The organism is Nocardia sp. NPDC050793 (genome assembly GCF_040654065.1).
GTDB lineage: Bacteria > Actinomycetota > Actinomycetes > Mycobacteriales > Mycobacteriaceae > Nocardia.
This window is the reverse complement of record NZ_JBFAHG010000004.1, coordinates 444,498-465,897: the sequence shown is the minus strand read 5'-3', so window position 1 is coordinate 465,897 and position 21,400 is coordinate 444,498. Positions and strand designations below refer to the sequence as shown.

The 21,400-nt window shown below is 69.6% G+C and carries 19 protein-coding genes; 8 read left to right on the top strand and 11 right to left on the bottom strand.

The window, feature by feature from the left end; all coding sequences use genetic code 11:
• Positions 1 to 19: 19 nt before the first annotated feature.
• A complete protein-coding gene (locus tag AB0H50_RS16780; RefSeq protein WP_357452742.1) occupies positions 20 to 2,620 on the bottom strand; it encodes a bifunctional FO biosynthesis protein CofGH in 2,601 nt (866 codons plus the stop codon).
• Positions 2,621 to 2,791: 171 nt separating this feature from the next.
• Between AB0H50_RS16780 and AB0H50_RS16775 the strand changes: the two genes are divergently transcribed.
• From AB0H50_RS16775 to AB0H50_RS16765, 3 genes are all read left to right on the top strand, one after another.
• Positions 2,792 to 3,289 (top strand): PH domain-containing protein, encoded by a 498-nt coding sequence (locus AB0H50_RS16775; protein ID WP_357452739.1) that lies wholly within the window; start codon positions 2,792 to 2,794, stop codon positions 3,287 to 3,289.
• On the top strand, positions 3,286 to 5,028 hold the full coding sequence (locus AB0H50_RS16770; protein WP_357452736.1) for a PH domain-containing protein: 1,743 nt from the start codon (positions 3,286 to 3,288) through the stop codon (positions 5,026 to 5,028). The genes AB0H50_RS16775 and AB0H50_RS16770 overlap by 4 nt, the downstream gene beginning before the upstream one ends.
• 258 nt (positions 5,029 to 5,286) lie before the next feature.
• Positions 5,287 to 7,068 carry an APC family permease gene (locus tag AB0H50_RS16765; protein ID WP_357453449.1) on the top strand — a complete coding sequence of 594 codons (1,782 nt, stop codon included), beginning with the start codon at positions 5,287 to 5,289 and terminating at the stop codon, positions 7,066 to 7,068.
• Positions 7,069 to 7,173: 105 nt separating this feature from the next.
• Here the strand turns inward: AB0H50_RS16765 and AB0H50_RS16760 are convergent, their stop codons facing one another.
• The 5 genes from AB0H50_RS16760 to typA all read right to left on the bottom strand — a co-directional run bounded on the left by AB0H50_RS16760 (position 7,174) and on the right by typA (position 12,525).
• On the bottom strand, positions 7,174 to 7,656 hold the full coding sequence (locus AB0H50_RS16760) for a hypothetical protein (RefSeq protein WP_357452733.1): 483 nt from the start codon (positions 7,654 to 7,656) through the stop codon (positions 7,174 to 7,176).
• On the bottom strand, positions 7,653 to 7,811 hold the full coding sequence (locus AB0H50_RS16755) for a hypothetical protein (RefSeq protein ID WP_097245437.1): 159 nt from the start codon (positions 7,809 to 7,811) through the stop codon (positions 7,653 to 7,655). The genes AB0H50_RS16760 and AB0H50_RS16755 overlap by 4 nt, the downstream gene beginning before the upstream one ends.
• A 54-nt stretch (positions 7,812 to 7,865) precedes the next feature.
• Positions 7,866 to 8,756 carry an N-acetyl-1-D-myo-inositol-2-amino-2-deoxy-alpha-D-glucopyranoside deacetylase gene (gene mshB / locus AB0H50_RS16750; protein ID WP_357452730.1) on the bottom strand — a complete coding sequence of 297 codons (891 nt, stop codon included), beginning with the start codon at positions 8,754 to 8,756 and terminating at the stop codon, positions 7,866 to 7,868.
• The gene (locus AB0H50_RS16745) at positions 8,753 to 10,498 is read right to left on the bottom strand and encodes an ABC transporter family substrate-binding protein (protein WP_357453446.1); all 1,746 of its coding nucleotides are present in this window, start codon (positions 10,496 to 10,498) and stop codon (positions 8,753 to 8,755) included. The genes mshB and AB0H50_RS16745 overlap by 4 nt, the downstream gene beginning before the upstream one ends.
• 128 nt (positions 10,499 to 10,626) lie before the next feature.
• Positions 10,627 to 12,525 (bottom strand): translational GTPase TypA, encoded by a 1,899-nt coding sequence (typA, locus tag AB0H50_RS16740; protein ID WP_357452727.1) that lies wholly within the window; start codon positions 12,523 to 12,525, stop codon positions 10,627 to 10,629.
• 154 nt (positions 12,526 to 12,679) lie between these two features.
• Between typA and AB0H50_RS16735 the strand changes: the two genes are divergently transcribed.
• Together AB0H50_RS16735 and AB0H50_RS16730 are read left to right on the top strand one after the other, a co-directional pair.
• A complete protein-coding gene (locus AB0H50_RS16735) occupies positions 12,680 to 12,856 on the top strand; it encodes a hypothetical protein (protein WP_357452724.1) in 177 nt (58 codons plus the stop codon).
• 48 nt (positions 12,857 to 12,904) lie between these two features.
• Positions 12,905 to 13,201 carry a 4a-hydroxytetrahydrobiopterin dehydratase gene (locus tag AB0H50_RS16730; protein ID WP_357452721.1) on the top strand — a complete coding sequence of 99 codons (297 nt, stop codon included), beginning with the start codon at positions 12,905 to 12,907 and terminating at the stop codon, positions 13,199 to 13,201.
• A gap of 195 nt (positions 13,202 to 13,396) precedes the next feature.
• Here AB0H50_RS16730 and AB0H50_RS16725 read toward each other — a convergent pair whose 3' ends face one another.
• Positions 13,397 to 14,662, bottom strand: a complete 1,266-nt coding sequence (locus AB0H50_RS16725; protein ID WP_357452718.1) for a mannosyltransferase — start codon at positions 14,660 to 14,662, stop codon at positions 13,397 to 13,399.
• A 374-nt stretch (positions 14,663 to 15,036) separates the two neighbouring features.
• On the opposite strand from AB0H50_RS16725, the gene AB0H50_RS16720 reads away from it, so the two are divergent.
• Positions 15,037 to 15,771 carry a hypothetical protein gene (locus tag AB0H50_RS16720; protein WP_357453443.1) on the top strand — a complete coding sequence of 245 codons (735 nt, stop codon included), beginning with the start codon at positions 15,037 to 15,039 and terminating at the stop codon, positions 15,769 to 15,771.
• A 159-nt stretch (positions 15,772 to 15,930) separates the two neighbouring features.
• A complete protein-coding gene (locus AB0H50_RS16715; RefSeq protein WP_357452715.1) occupies positions 15,931 to 16,287 on the top strand; it encodes a hypothetical protein in 357 nt (118 codons plus the stop codon).
• 410 nt (positions 16,288 to 16,697) lie between these two features.
• Here AB0H50_RS16715 and AB0H50_RS16710 read toward each other — a convergent pair whose 3' ends face one another.
• The 4 genes from AB0H50_RS16710 to AB0H50_RS16695 all read right to left on the bottom strand — a co-directional run bounded on the left by AB0H50_RS16710 (position 16,698) and on the right by AB0H50_RS16695 (position 20,316).
• A complete protein-coding gene (locus AB0H50_RS16710) occupies positions 16,698 to 17,411 on the bottom strand; it encodes a DUF1906 domain-containing protein (RefSeq protein ID WP_357452712.1) in 714 nt (237 codons plus the stop codon).
• A gap of 172 nt (positions 17,412 to 17,583) precedes the next feature.
• Complete coding sequence (locus AB0H50_RS16705) at positions 17,584 to 18,720, bottom strand: hypothetical protein (protein WP_357452710.1); 1,137 nt, start codon at positions 18,718 to 18,720, stop codon at positions 17,584 to 17,586.
• A 227-nt stretch (positions 18,721 to 18,947) separates the two neighbouring features.
• Entirely contained in the window at positions 18,948 to 19,547 is a 600-nt protein-coding gene (locus AB0H50_RS16700) for a CHAP domain-containing protein (RefSeq protein ID WP_357452708.1), read from the bottom strand.
• A gap of 133 nt (positions 19,548 to 19,680) precedes the next feature.
• Positions 19,681 to 20,316 (bottom strand): TIGR03086 family metal-binding protein, encoded by a 636-nt coding sequence (locus AB0H50_RS16695; protein ID WP_357452705.1) that lies wholly within the window; start codon positions 20,314 to 20,316, stop codon positions 19,681 to 19,683.
• A 90-nt stretch (positions 20,317 to 20,406) separates the two neighbouring features.
• Here AB0H50_RS16695 and AB0H50_RS16690 point away from each other — a divergent pair, with 90 nt between their 5' ends.
• Positions 20,407 to 21,396, top strand: coding sequence for a WYL domain-containing protein (locus AB0H50_RS16690; RefSeq protein WP_357452702.1), 990 nt, complete (start codon positions 20,407 to 20,409; stop codon positions 21,394 to 21,396).
• Positions 21,397 to 21,400: the final 4 nt, after the last annotated feature.

The following is a 21,400-nucleotide window of genomic DNA, read 5'->3' as shown; positions in this document are numbered from 1 at the left end:
CGCGCACCGACGCCGAGCGCTACTGGAGCGAAAGCGACAGAGCCGCCTGTGTGCGGTCCACCCGGCCGTACGTCGTGGTGCGTTCCCTGGCCTGACGACCGATGCCGTCGGCGATCTCGACGAGCTCGGCGACCGTTTTGGCCGAGCCGTGCTGCGAACCCGCCATCCGGGAGATGGTCTCCTCCATGAGCGTGCCACCGAGGTCGTTCGCGCCGCCGTTGAGCATCATGCGGGTGCCCGCCGTACCGAGTTTCACCCAGCTGGTCTGGATGTTGTCGATGCGGCCGTGCAGCATGATGCGGGCCAGCGCGTGCGCCGCGCGGTTGTCGCGGATCGTCGGACCTGGCCGCGCCGCGCCCGCCAGGTACAGCGGGGCGCTCTGGTGCACGAAGGGCAGCAGCACGAACTCGGTGAAACCGCCTGTCTCGTCCTGGATTCCGCGAATCACCCGCAGGTGCCCGACCCAGTGCTTCGGGCTGTCCACGTGCCCGTACATCATGGTCGAACTGGAACGAAGGCCGATGCGGTGCGCGGTGGTGATCACCTCGATCCACGCCGATGTGGGCAGCTTGCCCTTGGTGAGCACCCAGCGCACCTCGTCGTCCAAGATCTCCGCGGCGGTGCCGGGAATGGTGTCGAGCCCGGCCTCCTTCAGCGCCACCAGCCAGTCGCGGATGCTTTGCCCGCCGCGCGAGGCGCCGTTGACGATCTCCATCGGGCTGAAGGCGTGCACGTGCATGGACGGCACCCGCTGCTTCACCGCGCGCACCAGATCGGCGTAGCCGGTGACCGGCAGATCCGGGTCGATGCCGCCCTGCATGCAGACCTCGGTGGCGCCGTCGACATGCGCCTCCCACGCTCGGTCTGCGACTTCCTCCGTGCTCAGCGTGAACGCGTCGGCGTCGCCCTTGCGCTGGGCGAACGCGCAGAAGCGGCAGCCGGTGTAGCAGATGTTGGTGAAGTTGATGTTCCGGTTCACCACATAGGTGACGTCGTCGCCGACGGTGTCGTGGCGCAGCTGGTCGGCCAAAGCGGTGACGGCCTCGAGATCGGCGCCCTCGGCGGTGGCCAGCGCCAGGTACTCGGCGTCGGAGAGCGCGGCCGGATCGCGTTCGGCGGCGCGCAGCGCGGCGAGCACGTCGGCGTCGAGCCGCTCGGGAGCCGAGGTGGCCAGGTCGCGCGCCTGTTCCCGGATGGTGTCCCAGTCGCCGAAAGCGCCGACCACGTCCTGGCCGAGCGCGGAGTCGCTGCGGCTCTCGGTGTTGCGGCCATCGGTATCGATCGCGGTGTTCAGGTCGATCCGGCCCGCGGAGTCCCACGATTCGTCCGGCTCCTGCCACGGCAGGCCCGCCGGGATCGCGTCCGGATTCGCCAGACCCGTTGCGGGATCGGTCAACGCGGCCACATGGGCGCCGATGCGCGGATCCACCCACGGGTTGCCCGCGCGCACGTATTTCGGGTGCGCCGAGGTCCTTTCGACGAGCTGATAGCCAGCCGCCTCGGTGATCTCGCGCAACGTGTCCAGATTCGGCCACGGCCGTTCGGGATTCACGTGATCCGGGGTCACCGGCGAGACGCCGCCCCAGTCGTCGATGCCCGCGTCGATCAGCGCCAGGCATTCCTCCAGCGACACCAGGTTCGGCGGCGCCTGCACCGGGACGTCCGGGCCGAGCAGCAGGCGGGTCACCGCGATGGTCGCGCGGAACTCCTCCAGACCGGCGTCGGGCGCGTCGCGCATGGCGGTGTCGCCCTTGGCACGGAAGTTCTGGATGATGACTTCCTGGATGTGCCCGAAAGCCTTGTGCTGCTTGCGAATCGCCATGATGGACTCGGCACGCTCGGTCAGCGTCTCGCCGATGCCGACCAGGATGCCGGTGGTGTACGGCACCGAAAGCCGTCCGGCGTCGGTGATGGCGCGCAATCGCACCGCAGGGTCCTTGTCGGGACTGCCGTAGTGGCACTGGCCCTTCTCGGTGAACAGCCGCGTCGAGGTGGTCTCCAGCATCATGCCCATGGACTGGGCCACCGGCTTGAGACGGGCGATCTCCTCCCAGCTCATCACGCCGGGATTCAGGTGCGGCAGCAGGCCGGTCTCCTCCAGCACCATGATCGAGACGGCGCGCAGGTAGTCCAGCGTGGAGTCGTAACCGCGTTCGTCGAGCCACTGCGCGGCCTCTGGCCAGCGCGCCTCGGGCCGGTCGCCGAGGGTGAACAGCGCCTCCTTGCAGCCGAGCGCGGCGCCGCGGCGGGCGATGTCGAGCACCTCGTCGGGCTCCAGGAACATGCCCTTGCCCTCGGCGCGCAGCTTGCCGGGCACCGTGACGAACGTGCAGTAGTGGCACTTGTCCCGGCACAACCGGGTCAGCGGAATGAACACATTGCGCGAGTAGCTGATGGTCTTCGGCCTGCCCGCGGATTCGAGACCGGCGTCGCGCACCCGCGCCGCGCTGCGACACAGCTCGACCAGATCATCACCGCGCGCGTGCAGCAGCACCGCGGCCTCGTCCACGTTCAGCGTCACACCGTCTCGGGCCCGGCGCAGCGCGCGGCGCATGGCCGGCGGGCTGGGCGGGGCGGGCGGGACGCTCGGGGTCGCTAGCTCGGTCACGCCCTCGATCATGCGCTACCCATCCTGGACTGTCTCCCTCCAGTGCTTGTGAGTGAGCGTAACCAGCTCACGGGCACGGCGAGCCGCACGGGACCCGTCGTGAGCGTTCACAACCTCACCATGCGCCACGGTTATTCCACCGGCGCGCGGTGGGTGGCGAATGTTCGTGCAACCATGGCAAGCATGTCGCAGCCGCGCACGATCATGGCCGACCCGGCCTGGCGCCCGAGCCCCAAGGCGAAACTGCTGTGGACGGTGCAGGCGGTGCTGTCGTGGGCGGTGCCGTTGCTCGCGCTGCTCGTGTGGGCCGCGGTGGACTCGCAGCACCGCGGCTGGCAGCTGATCACGCTGGTGATCGGACTGATCTGCGCGGTGTTCAGCATCGCCGTCGTGCCGTGGTGGCGCTACGCGGTGCACCGGTGGGAGGTCACCGACGAGGCCGTGTACACCAGGGTCGGCTGGCTGGCTCAGGAGAGCCGGGTCGCGCCGATCTCGCGGGTGCAGACCGTCGACACCGAACGCGGACCGCTGGAGCGGCTGCTCGGCCTCGCCACGGTCACGGTCACCACCGCCTCGTCGGCGGGCGCGGTGCAGATCTCGGCGCTCGACCTTCCGGTCGCCGAAGCGACCGTGACGCGGCTGACCGAGATCGCCGCCCGGCATCGCGGAGACGCGACATGACCGGGCCGCTACCCGGCGACATCGGACCGCAGTGGGCGCGCCTGGACCGGCGAATGCTGTTGGTGCACCCCGTCACCGAGGTGGTCAAGTTCATCCCGGTGCTGATCGGTTCCGTCATCCTCGGCACCAGCAGCGGCAATCCCGCGTGGAGCATCATCCCGCTGGCATTGATCGTCGGATTCGCGATCACCCGCTGGTTCACCACGACCTACCGGGTCGGAGAGACCCACGTCGAACTCCGGACAGGATTGCTCCAGCGCAGAGAGCTTTCGGTGCCGCGAAGCCGGATCAGATCCGTGGACATCGAATCCGATTTGCTGCACCGGGCATTGGGCCTTGCCGTGGTGGTCATCGGCACCGGGCAGCAGGCCGACAGCGGTGAGAAATTCAAGCTCGACTCGCTCGACGCGAGGGTGGTGCCCGCGCTGCGCACGGAACTGCTCGCGCACACGGCGCGTCGAGCCGACAGACCCGAGATCCCCGCCGCAGGCACCGATGACGAACCGGCTCGAGCACAATCGACGGCGCGGGAGATCGGGCACTGGCAGCCGCGGTGGGCGCGGTACGCGCCGCTGTCGCTGACCGGTTTCGCCGTCGTAGCGCCGGTGGTCGGCGTGGCGTTCCAGTACGGGCTCGGCCAGTGGCTGTTCGAATCCGAAACCGCGCAGGACATCGGGGATCGCACCGTCGCCGCCATCGTCCTCGTCGTACTCGGCCTGATCGCCGCCATCGTGCTCGTGGTCAGCCTCGCGGCCTGCACGCGATACCTGACCACGTACTTCGGCCTCCGCGTCCTGAACGACGGCCGCACACTGCACCTGCGCCACGGCCTGTTCACCACCAGGCAGATCACCCTCGACCTGGCCCGCTTCCGCGGCGCCACCGTCAACGAGCCACTGCTGCTCCGCCTTTCGGGCGCCGCCGAACTCGAGGCCATCATGGTCGGCGAGAACCCGCGCCAGAAGATCCTGCCGCAGGCACCGCGCGCCGCGGTCGAACGCACCCTCGCGGAACTGCTGAGTCCGCGTGCGAGACCGGGAGATTCGCCTGCCGCCCCACCCGGCGCCGGCAGACCGTCGCCACAGCCCGCCACGTCCGAGCCCGGCGCGGATATCGCGCCCGCCTCGCTCGATGAACACCCGCCGCAACCCACCACCCCGCCCGAGCTCACCGCCGCCGAGCCCGAACCCACACTGCCCGATCAACACACGCCGCCACATCCCTCCGCGTCGAGCCCCAGTGCCGCAACCGAACTCACGCCCGTGGCGCAGCTGTCCGTCCGACTCACCCGGCACGGGCCCGTCGCGCGCCGCCGCCGCTACACGCGGGTCCTGTCCCCCGTCGTCCTACTGGCCGTCGCGGTGCTCGCCTTCGCCCTCGAAGGCCCCATTCCCGCTTGGTGGTGGCTGCTGCCCGGCATCTCGGCGGTGCTCGCCGTCGCCCTGGCCGAAGACCGCTACCGCGGCCTCGGGCACGCCGTCCTCCCGCGCACCGAGACCGGCCCCGCCTGGCTCATCACCCGCGCCGGCTCCCTCGATCGGGATCGCGACTGCCTCGAAGCCCCCGGCGTCATCGGCTGGACCGTTCGCCAATCCTTCTGGCAACGCCGCTCCGGTGTCGCCACCGTCATCGCCGCCACGGCCGCGGGCAAGAAGCGCTACCACGTCATCGACATCCCGCTGCCGCAAGCCTGGTCCCTCGTCGAAGCCGTCACCCCCGGCGCGCTCGGCCGCCGCTGACACCTCGCTGCCTTTTCGTACGCCACACAGGTTGTTGCTCGCACCAGCGTCGGCGGCGGTCACCGACCAGTTCGCCATTGGCGGCGACCGGTAGCCGGCAACGGGCGTGTATGCGCTGCGGGGCGTGCAAAGGGCCTGCGGCAGCGCCCTGCGGGGGCGCGTACGTGTCGTTGGGGGGCGGGCGTGCGGGGGCGGCGTTGAATGGCGGATGTGGTCGAGACCGTAACGCGCGACGAGTCCCGGATCGCCGATCGGCGCATGCGCCGGATGCAGCGGGGCGATGCCTTCCGGCTCACCGCGTTCGGGGGGCTCGCGGCGCTCTCGCTGGACGCGCTGTCGAGCGTCGCCTACGGGCCCGAGGCCATCGTGCTCGTGCTCGTCGGCGCGGGAGCGGCGGCGGTGCAGTGGACACTGCCGGTGTCGCTGGCGATCGCTGCGCTGTTGCTGGTGCTCGTCCTCTCCTACCGTCAGGTGATCGCGGCGCACCCGGACGGCGGCGGCGCGTACGCGGTCGCGAAGAAGGACCTCGGCCGTGGCGCGAGCCTGCTGGCCGCGGCCAGTCTGGTGGTCGATTACGTGCTGACGGTCGCGGTCAGCCTTTCGGCGGGTGCGGCGAGCCTGGCCAGTGCGTTTCCCCTCTTGCGCGACCACGAGCTGGAGGTCGCGCTCGCGGCGCTGACGCTCATCGCCGTGGTGAATCTGATCGGCGTCGCCGAGTCCGCGAGGGTGCTGATGGCGCCGATGCTGCTGTTCGTCGGCTGCGTCCTCGGCGTGATAGCCGTCGGCCTGCTGCGACCGGAGCCGGTGGCCGTGGTCGGCGACGAACCAGGGCCGCTGGTCCCGATCGAGGCGCTCGGAGTGTGGTTGCTGCTCAAGGCTTTCGCCGCGGGCTGTGCGGCGCTGACCGGTGTGGAGGCGATCGCGAACGCGGTGCCGTCGTTCCGTACGCCCGCCGTCCGGCGCGCCCAGCACACCGAGGTCGCGCTCGGCGTGCTGCTGTGCGTCATGCTGCTGGGTCTGGCGCTGCTCATCCGCCTGCACCACGTGGTGCCGCGCGAAGGAGTGACGATTCTGGCTCAGCTCGCCGCCGCCGCGTTCGGCACGGGGTGGCCGTTCTACATCGTGAACGTGGCCGTCGCGGTGACGCTCGGGTTGGCGGCGAACACGAGTTTCGGCGGGCTGCCCGTATTGCTCGCGCTGCTGGCGAAGGACCGACGGATTCCCTCGCTGTTCACGCTGCGCTCCGAGCGGCCGGTCTTCCGGTACGGCGTGACCGCGCTCACCCTGGCCGCGGGCACGATTCTGATACTGGTCGACGCCGAGACGCACGATCTGCTCCCGCTGTACGCGATCGGCGTCTTCATCGGCTTCACCCTCAGCCAGTGGGGGCTGGTCCGGCACTGGCAACGGCAGCGCGACCCGGGGTGGGCGCCGCGCGCCGCGCTCAACGGGTTCGGCGCGGGCTTGACCGCCGTGGCCGCCGTGGTGTTGCTGGCCGAGAAGTTCACCGAAGGCGCCTGGATGCTGCTGGTGATCATCCCGCTGTTGATCATCCTGTTCGCCAGGACCGAGAACTACTACCGCACGGTCGCCGCGGAACTGCGTCTCGGCGAGATCCCGCCGCGTCCCGAGATCTCGCGCGAGACAAGGGCTCTGGTCGTCGTCCCGGTGGTCGCCGTGAGCGAGGCGACCGCCCGCGCGCTCGCCGTCGCCCTGCGCACACGCGGCGAGATCGTCGCGGTCGCCGCCGAGATCGACCCCGCCGCGACGAAGCGCCTCAGCGCCCGCTGGGAAGAATGGGACCCGGGCGTCCCGCTCACCGTTCTGCCGTGCCCGCACCGCAGCCTGATCACCACCCTGGTCGGCTATGTGCGCAAACAGAGCGCCCGAGGCCGCGACGTCACCGTGCTGCTCACCCACGTGGAAGCGCGCCACTGGCGCCACCGCCTGCTGCACAACCCGCGCGGCCCCGTCCTCGCCGCCGCGCTGCGCGCCCGTACCGACGCCGTCATCGCCACCCTGCCGATCCGCGTCGACTGACAACCCGGCCTCGACACGCTTCCCAAGGTCAGTTCTGCCTCGCAGAGGCACCGCACGCTTCGCACCGGTTGCGACCCCTGCGAAGCGTGCGGAGGGTCTGCGAGGTCAGTGCTGGGCGGGGCGGAGGTAGAGGTAGGCGAGGGGTGGGAGCAGGCCGCAAAGGAGGAGCAGGAGGGTTGGCCAGTCGCTGAGGAGCACGAGGTCGCCGCCGGGGCCCGCGACGGTGCAGGCAAGGAAGCCGAAGGTCCACACGATGACCGGCAGCAGGGCGACGCGGACGCTCTCGGTGAGGGTGCGCATGGCCGCGATCAGCAGCACATTGAGCGTGGCGGCGAGCAGGACCGTCGCGGGGAACGCGATCGCGCCCGAACCGGCGGCCGCAGCGAGCGGTGCGGCCACCAAGGTGGTCTCCTTCGGCGGCGGGAGATGCGAGGCGCCCAGATAGACAGGCAGATAGAGGATCTCGAAGGCCAGGGTGAACAACCCGCTCAGGACGAGCGCGGCCATCAGTGCCAGCCGTAGCGGCTCGGCGATCCACCCTCGATCATCGGTATGGGGCGCGTCCGCGCGCTTGTCGAGCGCCGTCACGGCACCGGCGGGTAGCCGAGGAGGGTCAGCAGGTGGCTCTGCATGTCGACGAAGGCGTACAGCACCGACATGTACAGCTCGTGCTGATGCTCCGCGCCGGGGCGCAAGCTGTCCACGAAGGCCGAGATGGCGTTCTGGAGGTCCCAGTTGTACACGTCCAGGAGTCTATGCCCCGCCGCCGAGGCCGCGGATCGCGCACCGTGTCCGATTCAGCCGATGCCTGCGAACAAGTCGTGTTCGCGCCCGTCCGGCCCTGCCGGCCCCCGCGCGCCGCGGACCAGCACGAAGTGTTCCTCGGGCAGCACCGGCTGAGCGATGTCGTTGGAGAGCGCGAACTCCCGCCCGGACGGCGCGACCGTCACCTGGGTGGCGTGCGCCCGCAGCGCCGCCCGCTTGGCGGCCAGCGCGTCGGACACCTCGACGGTGGTGGTGACGGTGTGACTCGGCACGCTCGCCAGCTCCCCCGCCGCGGGCAGCCGCCAGCCCTTGGGCAGCGCGCCGGGCAGGCCATCGACGGTGCGGCGGGCCAGCGCCTCCGTGTGCAGCCGCAGCATGTCGGCGTCGGTCACGGTCCAGTAGAACTTCGGCACGTCCCAGCCGCGCTCGGCCGCTTCGTGCACCGCGGCCGTGGCGACCTCGTGCGCCCTGATGTGATCGGGGTGGCCGTAGCCGCCGCGCGGGTCGTAGCCGATCACCACCCGGGGCCGCAGCTCGAGCAGGATCTCCACGAGCGCGTCCACCGCCTCGGAACCGGAGCGCACGAACGCCCTCGGATGCTCGGCGGACGGCGTGCCCGCCATCCCGGAATCCCGCCAGCGACCGGCCCCGCCGAGGAAGCGCGGCGGTGCGGCGTCCAATGCGGCCAGCGCCCTCGTCAATTCGAGGATGCGGTAACCGCCCAGTTGATCGGCGCCGTCTGCGGTGAGCTGGGCCCACCGCTCGCCGATCACCTCGCCCTCCTCGCCGAGGGTGCAGGTCACCACCGTGACCGGGACGCCGCGACGGCGGTAATGCGCGATCGTGCCGCCGGTGGTGATGGATTCGTCGTCCGGATGCGCGTGCACCAGCACGATGCCGCCGGTTCCTTCGGCAGCGGTCACGGGATCCTGCGCCACATCGCGGCGTCGCCGAAGATGCCCACCTGGATGGCGCCGCTCAGCGACGCGCCGTCGACCCGCGGGCCCGCGGCGGCGACCACGTTGTCCTGCACGATCGGCAGCACCGTGGCCAGCCCCCACAGCGCGGGCTCCGCCTCGGCGAGCACCTTGGGGACGTCGACGCCGCGCAGCGCGGCGTCGATCGCGGGTTGCAGCACCGGATCGCACACGCCGGACAGGTTGCTCGGCGCGCGGCGTGCCGCCTCCACCGCGGCCTGTGTCTCGCCGTCGCGGGGGCTCGGTTCGGGCGGCAGGCAGCTGTAGCGGGACGCCAGCACGTTGGCCGGATCCGCACCCGCGACCTCCCAGCCGACGATGGCGTCCACGCCGTCCTCGACCAGTTCCTTGCCGTACAGCGCGTCGGCGGCGACGCTGCGGACGCTGGCATCGATGCCTGCGCTGCGCAATTGGTCGGCGGCGGTGTTGGCCACCGCGAGCGCGGTCGCGTCACCGGTGACCGCGCCGATACGGAGGGCGAGCGCCTTGCCGTTCTTCGCGACCGGCCGCGGCTGCGGCGCGGGCGAGGTCGGCGAGACCACCGCCGGTGGTTCCGGCGCGCGAGCGAAACCCGCCTCGGCGAGCAGCGCGAAGGCTTCGTCCGGGGCGGGGCGCGGCGGCGCGGTCGGCGCGTAGCCGGGGTCCGATGGCGTCAGGATCTGCGCGCGCACCGGCTCGACCCAGCCGCCGGTCTGCGCGCCGACCGTGGCCAGCAGCGCGGGATCGAGCAGCGCGAGCACCCCGCGCCGGACCCGCGGATCGGCGAGTTCGGTGGTGCGCCCGTTCAAGACGAACTGGAGTTCGCGCGACTGCGCCATGATCGCGGTGCGCACCGAGGGGATCGCGGCCAGTTGTGCCTGGGTCGCGACACCGCCGTGCACCAGCGCCATCTGCGCGTCACCGGTGCGCAGCGATTCGGCCAGCTGCGCGGGAGTTCCGCCGCGACGCAACAGGATCTGATCCGGACCGGCCGGAGTGCCCCAGTAGCGGTCGTTGCGTTCCAGCAGGATCTCGTCGCGGCCGGGATCCACCGACTTGATCGCGAAGTTGCCGCCGGACACCGGGATGCCCTCCGCGAGCCCGTTGGCGAAACCGCCCGGCTGATCCTTGATCAGGTGCGAGGGAAGCAGATTCGCGAACAGCTCGCGCCACGCGGGATACGGCTGGGTCAGCACGACGGTGACCGTCTTGCCGCCGCCGGAGGAGCTCACATCCGAAATCAGCCGGTAGGCAGCCGAATCCGCGACACCGGGCTGCGTCAGCATCTGCTGCCACAGGAAACGGAAGTCCTCGGCGGCGATCGGCGCTCCGTCGGACCAGTTGGCCTGGTTGCGCAACGTGTAGGTGATGGTGAACGGCTCCTGGCTGGTGACCTCGGCGGAGGTCACCAGCGCGGTGTCCGGCACCCAGTCGGTGGCGCCGCGCACCGTTGGGCTCGGCACCGGACGGAACGGGCTCGGCAGCACCATCGAGCTCACCGCCGAGGTGGCGGGCGATTGATCGGACCGCAGGTGCGGGTTGAACCCGATGCCGATGTCGTCGATCGCGACGACGACGGTGTTCTTGCCCGGCTTGGCCGGCGTCGTCTTCGGGCTGTCCGTGCTCTCGATGGGCGGTGGCGGGTTCGCGGCGCATCCGGCGAGCACCGTCACGGAGGCCGCCAACAGAACCATCAGTGCGCGCGACATCGCGCGTCGTCTTGCCCCCGTGCTCACGCCCGGCACTCTACTTCGCCCGGCTTCCGTTCGCCTACGCGGCGCCGCCACGCTCTCGCGCGGCGACGCCGAGGCTTCGCGCTCGCCGGTCCGCTTCCGCACTACAGCGCGGCCCGGTCCCGCGCCTTCCGCCTGGACAGCTCACGGGCCCGCTCGTTCTGGCCGAGGACGACCTTGCGCACCCGGACCACCTCGGGGGTGACCTCGACGCACTCGTCGGCGGCGCAGAACTCCATCGCGCCCTCCAGGTCCAGCTGCAGCGGCTTGGCCAGGGTCTCGATCACGTCCGCGGTGGAGCTGCGCATGTTGGTCAGCTTCTTCTCGCGGGTGACGTTGATGTCGAGATCCTCCGCGCGCGGGTTGATGCCGACCACGTGGCCCTCGTAGGTGTCCGCGCCCGGCTCGACGAAGAACTGGCCGCGGTCGGCGAGCTGGATCATCGCGAACGGCGTCACCGAGCCCGCGCGGTCGGAGACCAGCGAGCCGGTGTGGCGGGCCCGGATCTCGCCCGCCCACGGCGCGTAGCCGTGCGAGACGGCGTTGGCGATGCCGGTGCCGCGGGTCTCGGTGAGGAAGTCGGTACGGAAGCCGATCAGGCCGCGCGAGGGGACGATGAACTCCATCCGCACCCAGCCCGCGGCGTGGTTGCTCATCTGCACCATCTTGCCCTTGCGTGCGGCGAGCAGCTGGGTGATCGCGCCGAGGTATTCCTCGGGGCAGTCGATGGTCAGCTCCTCGTAGGGCTCGTGCACCTTGCCGTCGACCTGCTTGGTGACCACCTGCGGCTTGCCGACGGTCAGCTCGAAGCCTTCGCGGCGCATCTGCTCGACCAGGATGGCCAGCGCCAGCTCACCGCGGCCCTGCACCTCCCAGGCGTCCGGGCGGCCGATGTCGAGCACCCGCAGCGAGACGTTGCCGACCAGCTCCTGGTCCAGCCGCGACTTCACCATGCGCGCGGTCAGCTTGTGACCTTGCACACGGCCGACGAGCGGCGAGGTGTTGGTGCCGATGGTGACCGAGATCGCGGGCTCGTCGACGGTGATGCGCGGCAGCGCGACCGGATCGTCGATGTCGGCGAGGGTGTCGCCGATCATGATCTCCGGGATGCCCGCGATGGCGACGATGTCACCCGCGACGGCCAGCTCGCCGGGCTGGCGCTCGACGCCGATGGTCTGGAGCAGTTCGGTGATCTTGACGTGCTTGACGCCGTCGGCGTGCATCCACGCGACGTTCTGTCCCTTGCGCAGCTCGCCGTTGTGCACGCGCACCAGCGCGAGGCGGCCGAGGAAGGCCGAGGCGTCGAGGTTCGTGACGTGCGCCTGCAACGGCGCGGCGGGATCGCCCTTGGGCGCCGGGATGTACTCCATCAGCACGTCGAACAGCGCGTCGAGGTTCTCCGCGTCGGGCGCGCTGCCGTTCTCCGGGCGCTCCTTGGATGCCTTGCCCTCGCGGCCGGAGGCGTAGAGCACCGGCAGGTCGAGGGCCAGCTCGGCGGCCTCGGCCGCGGCGTCGTCCAGGTCGGAGGCCAAATCGAGCAGCAGGTCGTGGCTCTCCTCGACGACCTCCTCGATGCGCGCGTCGGGGCGGTCGGTCTTGTTGACGACCAGGATCACCGGCAGCGACGCGGCCAGCGCCTTGCGCAGCACGAAGCGGGTCTGCGGCAGCGGGCCCTCGGAGGCGTCCACCAGCAGCACGACGCCGTCGACCATGGAGAGGCCGCGTTCGACCTCACCGCCGAAATCGGCGTGGCCGGGGGTGTCGATGACGTTGATGACGGTGACCGAGCCGTCCGGGTGGTGCCGGTGCACCGCGGTGTTCTTGGCGAGAATGGTGATGCCCTTCTCGCGTTCCAGGTCGCCGGAGTCCATCACCCGGTCGACCGGTTCGGCCCGCTCGGCGAACGCGCCCGACTGGCGCAGCATGGCGTCGACCAGCGTCGTCTTGCCGTGGTCGACGTGGGCCACGATGGCGACGTTGCGAAAATCGCGTGCAGACGACACGCCTGAATCCTCCTGCTGTTCGGTGTTGGTGCCGGCCGACCCCTGCAAACAGGTGGAGAATGAAAACTCACCGGGCATTGCGGCCAGCTACAGACTACCGGCTACCGAACGCCCCCCACGTACCAGGCGTTCGAGTAAGGGTATGCTAACCATCGTGGGCAAGGTCAAAGCGAAGAAGGTTTCGAGTCTGAAACCCAAGAAGAAGTGCTGTCGGAAGAAGACGCGCTGCTTCAAATGCCCCGTTGTCATCATGCGGATGAAGAAGGCCGAGGCCGCGGGGCTGTGCGGCAAGGATCTGAAGAAGGCGCTGAAACAGGCTCGCGCAGCCTGAATTCCGCGGATTCCGGTGCACAGTCGGCAAACGGGGTACAACCGGCTTATGAGCACCCCATTGCTATCCGAAGCCGAGATCGCCGACGCGCTGGCCGGGCTGCCCAACTGGAGCCGGTCCGGTGACAACATCACCCGCACCGTCAAGGCCGCCTCGTTTCCGGCGGGCATCGATCTGGTGCGCCGGGTCGCCGACGCGGCCGAGGCCGCGAACCATCATCCCGACATCGATATTCGCTGGCGGAAGGTGACCTTCAGGTTGTCCACCCATTCCGCGGGCGGACTCACCGCCCTGGATCTGGGCATGGCCCGCGAGATCGATCTGCTCGCGTCGCAGTCGGAGTAGGCGCGCTTCGACGACGCATCCGGCACCCGCGGCCGCACCCGACTCGGTGCGCGGGTGCGATGACGCAAGCCGAAGTCGGCATCCGCCGAACCGGGTCGCCGCTCCGCACTACGGGCACTTCCTCGACATCGGCGTCGGCCGAGACCCAGCGCGGGCATGCCTCGCAGTTCGTCCGCACGGGCAGGCGGCGGGCACCTACGCGGCGCGTGCGGAGTCCTCGGCCGCTACGCGGCTCGCCGCCGCATCCCCCGGCCGCTCGCGCCGATTGCCGGACCAGATGATCCAGGCGAACAGAGCGAGCACGCCGAGCATGTCCACCGCACCCAGCCAGGACAGCACGCCCGGCCGGGAGATCTCCCAGATCGTCGGCTGGAAGAACGACAGCACCCACGGGACGCCGATCAACATGGTCACCAGCCAGTAGCCGGCCAGGATTCGCGCGCCGGGCACGCTGCGCAGCGGCCCGTAGACCAACCAGAGCACCGCGGGCAGCAACCACACCCAGTGGTGCGACCACGAGATCGGCGAGATCGACAACCCGAACAGCTGCACCATGAGCAGCGTGCCCATCCGGTCGTCCGGTTCCAGCGCCCGCCAGGCGAAGAAGGCGAGCACCGCGACCGCGAGCACCGCCGCGATCCACACCGGTCCGGATTCCACGTCGTGGCCGAGGATGCGGCTCAACGTCCCGCGCAGCGACTGATTCCATACCGAGCCGACCGGGCCGATCCGGTCCGCGTCGCCGAGCAGCGTGCCGAAGTAGCGGGTCGCCTCATGGTTGTTGATCAGATAGCTGATGCCGACCGTCGCGCCGAAAACCACCGCGGACCACAGAGCGGTCCCCCAGCGCCGCCGCGCGACGAAGTAGAGCCCGGTGATCGCCGGCGTCAGCTTGATACCCGCGATGATGCCGACCAACCCGCCCGACAACCACCATCGCGAGCTGCGCACCGCGAGCATGGCGCCGAGCACCAGGAAGACGTTGACCTGTCCGTAGTCGATCGTGGTGCGCACCGGCTCGAGCCACACGCCTACCGTCGTCCAGCCGACCGCCGCCGCGCGCCAACCCGGTTCGCGCAACCGCTCCGCACCGACGATCAATTCCAGCGCGATCCAGACCACGCCGTAGAGCGCCGCGACAGTGGCCAGCAGCCAGCCGACCGCGATCACTTTGAACGGCAGGAAATGCAGCGGGAAGAAGACAAGAGCGGCGAACGGCGGGTAAGTGAACGGCAGCGGGAAATCCGGCGTCTTCTCCGCGTACGTGAAGTCGTAGAGCCGATCGGTGAGCAGGGCCGCCGAACCGTCCACGTAGACGTGCAGGTCGACCAGATTCATCCCATTCGGCGACACCAGCATCCACAGCAGCCGGGCCAGAACGGAAAGACCGAGCAGCAACACCGCCAGTCGCAGGTGGGCAACGGCCGGACGCTGGTCCGACCGAGCGCTGTCTCGGTTCAAGTCGCGGGCTTTCGGGGTCGGGGATGCGGTCGCGGGCCGCGACCCGCCGGTGTCCGGTGTGTCGGCGGCAAATGCCGAAGGCTGCGACTAGATTAACCGGAGCGCCGATCGATCCCGTGCGCACTACGCAACACCGATAACATTTGCATCACCTTTCACATCGGTAACACCCCGCCGCACTACCGTCTGGTAACACTGATCGTCCACAGCACAACGTGATAACGACCACCGCTGTACAACTCGGTGGTCGTGTCCTTAGAGTGACCCCCGAAACAATGGGTTTTCATCCATTGGCCAGATGTACCCGAGGTTAAAGGACGGCTAGACCAGTGCTTCGCACCCGAGGATCGCGGATCGCATTGACCGCACTCGCCATGGCGGCGAGCGCTTCGCTCGCCGCGCCGACCGCCCTAGCGGCACCGGCGCCCGCCCACACCGCGGTTTCGAACAGCGTTCCGATGGTGCCCGAGGGCGTCCCGGTGGACGCGATCGCCGCGCTCACCCCCGCCATCGTCGGCGCCGTCGCCGGTCCGGCCGATGTCGCCGGGCCGCAGTCCGCGATCCTCGACCAGGCACGCATGCTGCTCAACACCTTGAACCTGCCGCCGCAGATCAAGTCGACCCTGGAACGGATCATCACGTTCCTCGACGGCAGCGGCGGCGGCGGTCCCGAACTGCCGCAGGACGGCCCGGTCATCGCGCAGTTCCTCTACCCCACCATCGGCAGGGGCTGCATCAGCCCGACCGCCGACTCGGTCGGCACGGCGCTCGCGGTCGCGGGCCCGGCCACGCTGCCCCCGCCCGGCCCCGAGGCCGGTCAGACCGGTTTCGTGTTCACCGCGCTCGGCACCAAGGCGCCGACCGCCGTGCAGAACCCGCCGATGACCGTGCAGTGGCTGAACCTCGACACCCAGCAGTCCGGCGTGCAGGCGCTGACCGACGAGGCGAAGATCAACCCGGACGGCCCCGCGACCCTGTCCGCCATCGTGAACACCGGCCGCGGCCGGGTCGTCGCGGTGGTCGGCGGCTCGCTCACCACCAAGGCGCCCGACGCCGAGCCGCGGACCTGCTCGTTCCTGCCGACGCTCGGTTTCTTCACCGTCGCTTGATATTCCGAAGCCCGGCCGGTCGTTCGCGACCGCCGGGCTTCTGCATGTCCGGCTCCTGCTCGGCGCTCGAGTCGCCTTCGAATCGGTGTGCCGCACCAACACACCGCCGCATAGCGGCTATATTCCCCAGCCCGGTCGCAGTTGTGGTAGACCGAGAACATGTCGATTGCCGAAGGAACGGTACGACCCCGCTCGATTCGGAGCCGGCGCTCGCGCCGATCAATTCTGTCCATCCGTTCCGAGGGGTCGATCCTGTCCATCGGGTCGGCCTATTCGATTCTCTCCATCGGCAGCGTCGGTTCGGTGCTCTCGATCGGGTCGGTCGGATCGTTCGGCTCGGTGATCTCCTCGGCCTCCTTCGCCAGCATCGGCTCGGCCCTCTCCGGCCTGTCGCGCTGGTCGCTGCTGTCTTGGATGGGCAATCACGAAGCGCCGGAGACCCGCCCGAACCTGCGCGTGGTGCCGGACGACGAACCAGACCTGCGCGTCGCCCCGGTCTGCCACTGCCAGACATAGGCGTACCCGCGTATTCGTTCCGCTGCGTGGCCGGCGGACTCCGTCTGGCCGCGTGAACCAGGCGTACCTCCCACCTTCGCTCCGGCCATGCGCGGGCACTATCTGCGGCACCTCCGGCTTCGTGAACCAGACTTCCGCATTCCCGTCGGCCATACGCGGGGCTGTCGGCGGACCTCAGCCTGCTGCGTGAACTCGCCGTGACCTGCGCATTCGCTCCGGCCGGACGAGGGCTTATCGACAGATACCACCCGACCGCGCCAACTCGGCGTCCCCCGCGTGCGCTCCAGTCATGTGCGTGGGCTATCGGACGGACTCCGCCGAACGGCCCGAACCAGGACTGGCCATGCTCGGGGGCTATCAATTGACTCCGCCCGGCTGGGCGAGCTAGGCGTTGCGCCCTCGGCCGCCGCTCACCACTGACCGTATTCGGGCTTCAGAATGTCGTTGAGGTCGATGCCGATGCCGTCGATGGCGCGCTTGTCGATCTCGAACTGGTGCAGGTGGGCGGCTGGGTGCACGAAACCCTCCGGGGTGCCCCAATTGTGCTGCCAGTACCAGGAACCCAGGCCCGCGGCGTTGGCGAGCTCGATGGTCGGTGAGTTCGCGTAGACGCCGACGTTTTCTTTGCCGACGATCGCTTCCCAGCCGAGCAGGTACGGCGCGATCATGGTCGCGAAGTCGATCGGAGTCGGGTTGTCGTCGATGGACGCGTAGATGGGCCTGCCCTCGGGGCCGCCCGCGGCCAGATGCAATTGCAGCCCGCGTTCGGCGTGCTTCTTACCTGCCTCCAGTCCGCCGCGCCAGTCGGCTGTCGGCCCCTTGCCGAACTGATAGCAAGAGACGATCTTCAGCCCGGCCGCGGCGAGTTCCTCGGCCTCGCGGGCGAGCAGCGGCTTGCCCACCATCCATTCCGCGCCGGGCCGTCGGTCGGAGACGTAGCGGATGACGCCGACGTGCCCCGCCTCCAGAATGGCGTCGGCCGAGGGCACGCCACCGGAGTAGTCGATCAAAGTGCCGAAGGTTCCCGTCGCGGCGGCGGGGCCGGCGGAGCTTGTCACGCCGAGCGCGGCGGCCGCGGCGGTGTAGGCGAACAACTTGCGCCGAGACAGATCGAAAGAACGCATCGCAGGACTCCTTCGCGCAACCCCCAATAGGCTGGCAGCGTGCCCGGCGCACCTTCCCCAAGGCTCACACGCGCGCCGGGAGCCTCGAACGTCCACTCATTTCATCACATTTCACATGCGAACCGCTAGACCCATCGGACACATGATTCCCACTCGCCACACGGGTTACGCGTCAGGCTATGCCGTCGATCCGCGCGGCCACGTCGATGGTTCGCCCCGCGATGTCGCCCAGCTGCTCGCGCACCACCCGTTCCACCTGTGCGATCACCTGTTTCCTGATTCCCGCCAGCGCACCGAGGGTCGCCGCGCGCATGCCGTGCGCCTTGAAATGCATCCGGAGGTCGTCGGTCGCGGGCGGCGGCACATCGATGACGATCAGCAGCGGGTCAGCCGCCCGAGCGATCAGTACCAGCGGAATCTCGACGTCGGCGCGGTACTCGTTCGCTTTGAAGACCTGCACGGTGATATCCAGGCCAACGGGGAGTGTCAGGTCGAACTCGACGAGATCATCCGGTCCCGCGACCCGTTCGGCCAGGCGCGGCTGCCGGATCGCCCCCTGCACGGTGACGGTGGCCCGGTCCTTCGGCCCGGCTTTCAGCGGCCCCACCGCGATCGGGCGTCCGGCCATCTTGTCGACGACCTCGAACACCCGATCCCGCGTCACGATGCGGGCGAAGAATCGGTGGCCGAATTCGCCGTAGTCGATCCAGTCGAATTCTTGCTGCTCGCGGTGCCGCGACCGGGCGCCCGCGACCATGGCCTCGATGTCGAACACCCGCGCGCTCCTGGCATGGGGTTCGGCAAGCATGGCGTTGACCCGGTTGGCGACCTCCCGCTGCACCAGTCCCGCGATCGGATCGAGCAGCCACTCCCAAGCCGACTCCACGGTCTGCGCGCGCAGCACGAAGCTCACATCGCGGGTGGTGATGGGCGGGATGTCGATGACGATCAGCAGCGGGTCGGCGGTGCGGGCGTGCAACGTCAGATCGATCTCGACGACCGCCGCCAAACGCAGCTTCCTTCCGCCGAGCCGCACCTTCACCGCGAGCGTGAGCGGCACCGTCACCTGGAAGACGACGTGCGGATCGTGGCGGAGCACCGTGGGTTCGCCGACCTTGCCCTCGGCGATGAATCCGGCCAGTCCCGGAGGGCCGATGTTGAACGGTCCGATGGCCATCCCCCGCCCGGCCATGGAGGCCACCGCGGCCACGATGCGCTTCTCGGTCACCGCGTGAGTGACGAAGCGTTCGCCGAAGTCGGCGTAGTCGATCCAGGACGGGTCGTTCGTCGTTTCTTCGGTCGGCTGCATCAGAGATTCCGAAACCCTCGGCTTTCAACGGACAACCGACACGGTACGCGACAAAAGTTTCTGAATATCCGAACGATCGGGGAACCCTGTCCTGCTGATGAGGGGGTAGCAGGACAGGGCCCGATACGACAGCGCTGCCGGGCGCTGTCGTCTCCATACTAAAGCTCGGCGGGAGACGCGCCGAGCATCGCACGCGCCGAATGGGACGGTCTGAGCGGCAATGATTTTCAGAAGCGCCCGTAGCCGACGACGTCCTTCACATCGGCCATCCGGAACCGGTGAATGCGCACCTCGCCGAATTCGTTGCCGCCGATCGTGGTCACCTCTCCGTCGGCCGCCGTGAGCACGATATTCGTGTGCTGGGAAAATTGGCTTTCCTGGCCGTAGAGCAGCACGTCACCGGTGCGCGGGCGGTACCCGCTGCCCGCGGGCGCGAACCTGTCGATTCCCTCGTAGTACTCCTGGAGGGTGTAGACGCCGGGAATCCGCCACGATCCGGAGTTCGGGTTCGACAGCGGATGCCCGGCCTCCCGCATCGTCCAGCTCACGAAATCGGCGCACCAGGGTTCGACCAAGCCTTCGGCGTACTTCGGGCCCCCGCCCGGCTCGGCGAACTCGCGCTCCAGCACCGCGACCAGCCTGGCCTGCGCCGGATCGAGGGCGGACCGGTCGATGTCGGGGAAGGCGGTGGGACTCTCGCCGATCACGGCGGGGTGATCGGAGCTCGTCCGCCACCAGAGCGCGCCCGCGGCGACGGCGGCCACGACGACCAACCCCAGTGCCAGCAGCAGACCGAGCCGCGCCCGGGTTTTTTCCGGTACGGACACGCCGTTCCCCCAATCACTTTGTACGACCACTCATCCTTAGGACGAACGGCCGCGCCGCACGGTTCCCGTCACCGGTGAACCAGTGCTTCCTGCGGCGGCATCCCCGTGCCGCCGCACGCGCCGGATCTTCGGGTCACCCACGCGGTTCGCGCCCCAGATAGCGCAGCAGTGCGGTGACCGCGTCGTCGTCCGGCGCACCGTCGATCACCGGGGCGTACGCGCCCCACTGACGCAGCGGTTCCACGATCTCCAGCTCCGGCCCGCCGCCCGGCGCGGGATTGGTCGTGCGCGCCGCGGCCAGCAGAGCTCGGGCCAGGTCCTCGCCGAGCGGCGAGGCCTGGCCGGTGGCGATAGCGAGATCCCACGCGTGCACCGCCGCGTCCAGCGCGCACAGCACGGCCGCCACCGGCGTCGGAAGTGCGCCGTGCGGCAGCGGCGTCGGCACCTCGGCGGTCTCGTCGGTGACGGTCGCCCACGCGGCGGCGGTCTGCTCGATCGCGTCGCGCACCAGGGCGACGGGCGAACCGTCGATCGAACCCGACGGGGCGAAGGGGTTGTCCATCGGGCCGTTCCCGATGCCGAGGCACTTCGCGTACGCGAGCTGATCGCCCGCGGCGTGCTGAATCACCTGCGTCACATCCCATTCCGCGCACGGCGTGGGCAGGCTCCACTGGTCGGCGCGGATTCCGGCGACGACGTCGGCGAGTGCGCGGTGCGCGACGGCGAGGGTCTCGCGCCAGACAGCGGTGAGAGCGACATCGGTTTGCATGGCAGGCCTTTCGGTTGTGCTTTGCGGTGCTGACTACGAGCCTATGAGCCCATTAGGCTGCTTTCGTTCCTAATAGTTCGGGAGGCGATCGTGGCGGAGACCACCACCCGCGTGCTGCGTCTGCTGGCCTTGCTCCAGGCTCGTGCCTATTCCGGCCGCGAGCTGGCCGACCGGCTCGGCGTCACGGATCGCACGCTGCGCAACGACATTCGCAGGCTGCGCGAACTCGGCTATCCCGTGCACGCCGAGCGCGGCGCGATCGGCGGCTACCGGCTGGGGCGCGGTTCCACCATGCCGCCGCTGCTGCTCGACGACGACGAGGCCGTCGCGGTGGCGGTAGCGGTCGGACTGGCCGAGGACGGCGCGACCGGCATCGCCGACATCACCGAGCATGTCGGCCGCGCGCTGGCCAAACTCGAGCAGATCTTGCCGAAACGCTTGCAGCGCAAGGTCACCGCGCTGCGCAGCGCCACCGCGATCGGCCCGGCGACCACCGGCTCCCGCGAGCCCGACGCACCCGTCCCCGCCGAAGTGCTCACCGTCCTGGCGGGCGCGATCAGGGACGGCGCGGCGGTGCGGCTCGACATCGCCACCGCCGCATCGGAATTCGTCGACCCGATCGAGGCAGAGCCGTATCGTCTGATCAATTGGCAACGTCGCTGGTACCTGGTCGGCTACGTTCTCGATACCCACACCTGGCGCGCGATCCCCGTCGCCGGGGTGCGCCGCGCGGCCGTGACCGGCCGCCGCTTCGCTGCCCGCACGCTGCCCGACGACGACCTCGTCGCTTTCGTCATGCGCGATGTCGCCAGCACGGGGTGGCGGGTGCATGCCCAAGTCGAAGTGTTGGCGCCGGCCGAGGTCGTGATCGCGCGAATCAATCCCGCGGTCGGGGTGGTCGAGCCGGTCGACGAGAACAGTTGCCTGCTGTATACCGGCGCGGACGCGCTGGAGACCATCGCCATCTATCTGAGCATGCTGATGATGGACTTTCGCGTCGACGGCCCGCCCGAGCTCGTCGCGCACCTGCGGACGCTGGCCCGCCGCTACACCGACTCGGTCCGCGACGCACCGGCCTGACCGG

Excerpts from the sequence above, each read along its gene's own strand:
- AB0H50_RS16780 (WP_357452742.1), bottom strand. The coding sequence starts at position 2,620 with ATGATCGAGGGCGTGACCGAGCTAGCGACCCCGAGCGTCCCGCCCGCC.
- AB0H50_RS16775 (WP_357452739.1), top strand. The coding sequence starts at position 2,792 with ATGTCGCAGCCGCGCACGATCATGGCCGACCCGGCCTGGCGCCCGAGC.
- AB0H50_RS16770 (WP_357452736.1), top strand. The coding sequence starts at position 3,286 with ATGACCGGGCCGCTACCCGGCGACATCGGACCGCAGTGGGCGCGCCTG.
- AB0H50_RS16765 (WP_357453449.1), top strand. The coding sequence starts at position 5,287 with ATGCGCCGGATGCAGCGGGGCGATGCCTTCCGGCTCACCGCGTTCGGG.
- AB0H50_RS16745 (WP_357453446.1), bottom strand. The coding sequence starts at position 10,498 with ATGTCGCGCGCACTGATGGTTCTGTTGGCGGCCTCCGTGACGGTGCTC.
- AB0H50_RS16730 (WP_357452721.1), top strand. The coding sequence starts at position 12,905 with ATGAGCACCCCATTGCTATCCGAAGCCGAGATCGCCGACGCGCTGGCC.
- AB0H50_RS16720 (WP_357453443.1), top strand. The coding sequence starts at position 15,037 with ATGGCGGCGAGCGCTTCGCTCGCCGCGCCGACCGCCCTAGCGGCACCG.
- AB0H50_RS16715 (WP_357452715.1), top strand. The coding sequence starts at position 15,931 with ATGTCGATTGCCGAAGGAACGGTACGACCCCGCTCGATTCGGAGCCGG.
- AB0H50_RS16710 (WP_357452712.1), bottom strand. The coding sequence starts at position 17,411 with ATGCGTTCTTTCGATCTGTCTCGGCGCAAGTTGTTCGCCTACACCGCC.
- AB0H50_RS16705 (WP_357452710.1), bottom strand. The coding sequence starts at position 18,720 with ATGCAGCCGACCGAAGAAACGACGAACGACCCGTCCTGGATCGACTAC.
- AB0H50_RS16695 (WP_357452705.1), bottom strand. The coding sequence starts at position 20,316 with ATGCAAACCGATGTCGCTCTCACCGCTGTCTGGCGCGAGACCCTCGCC.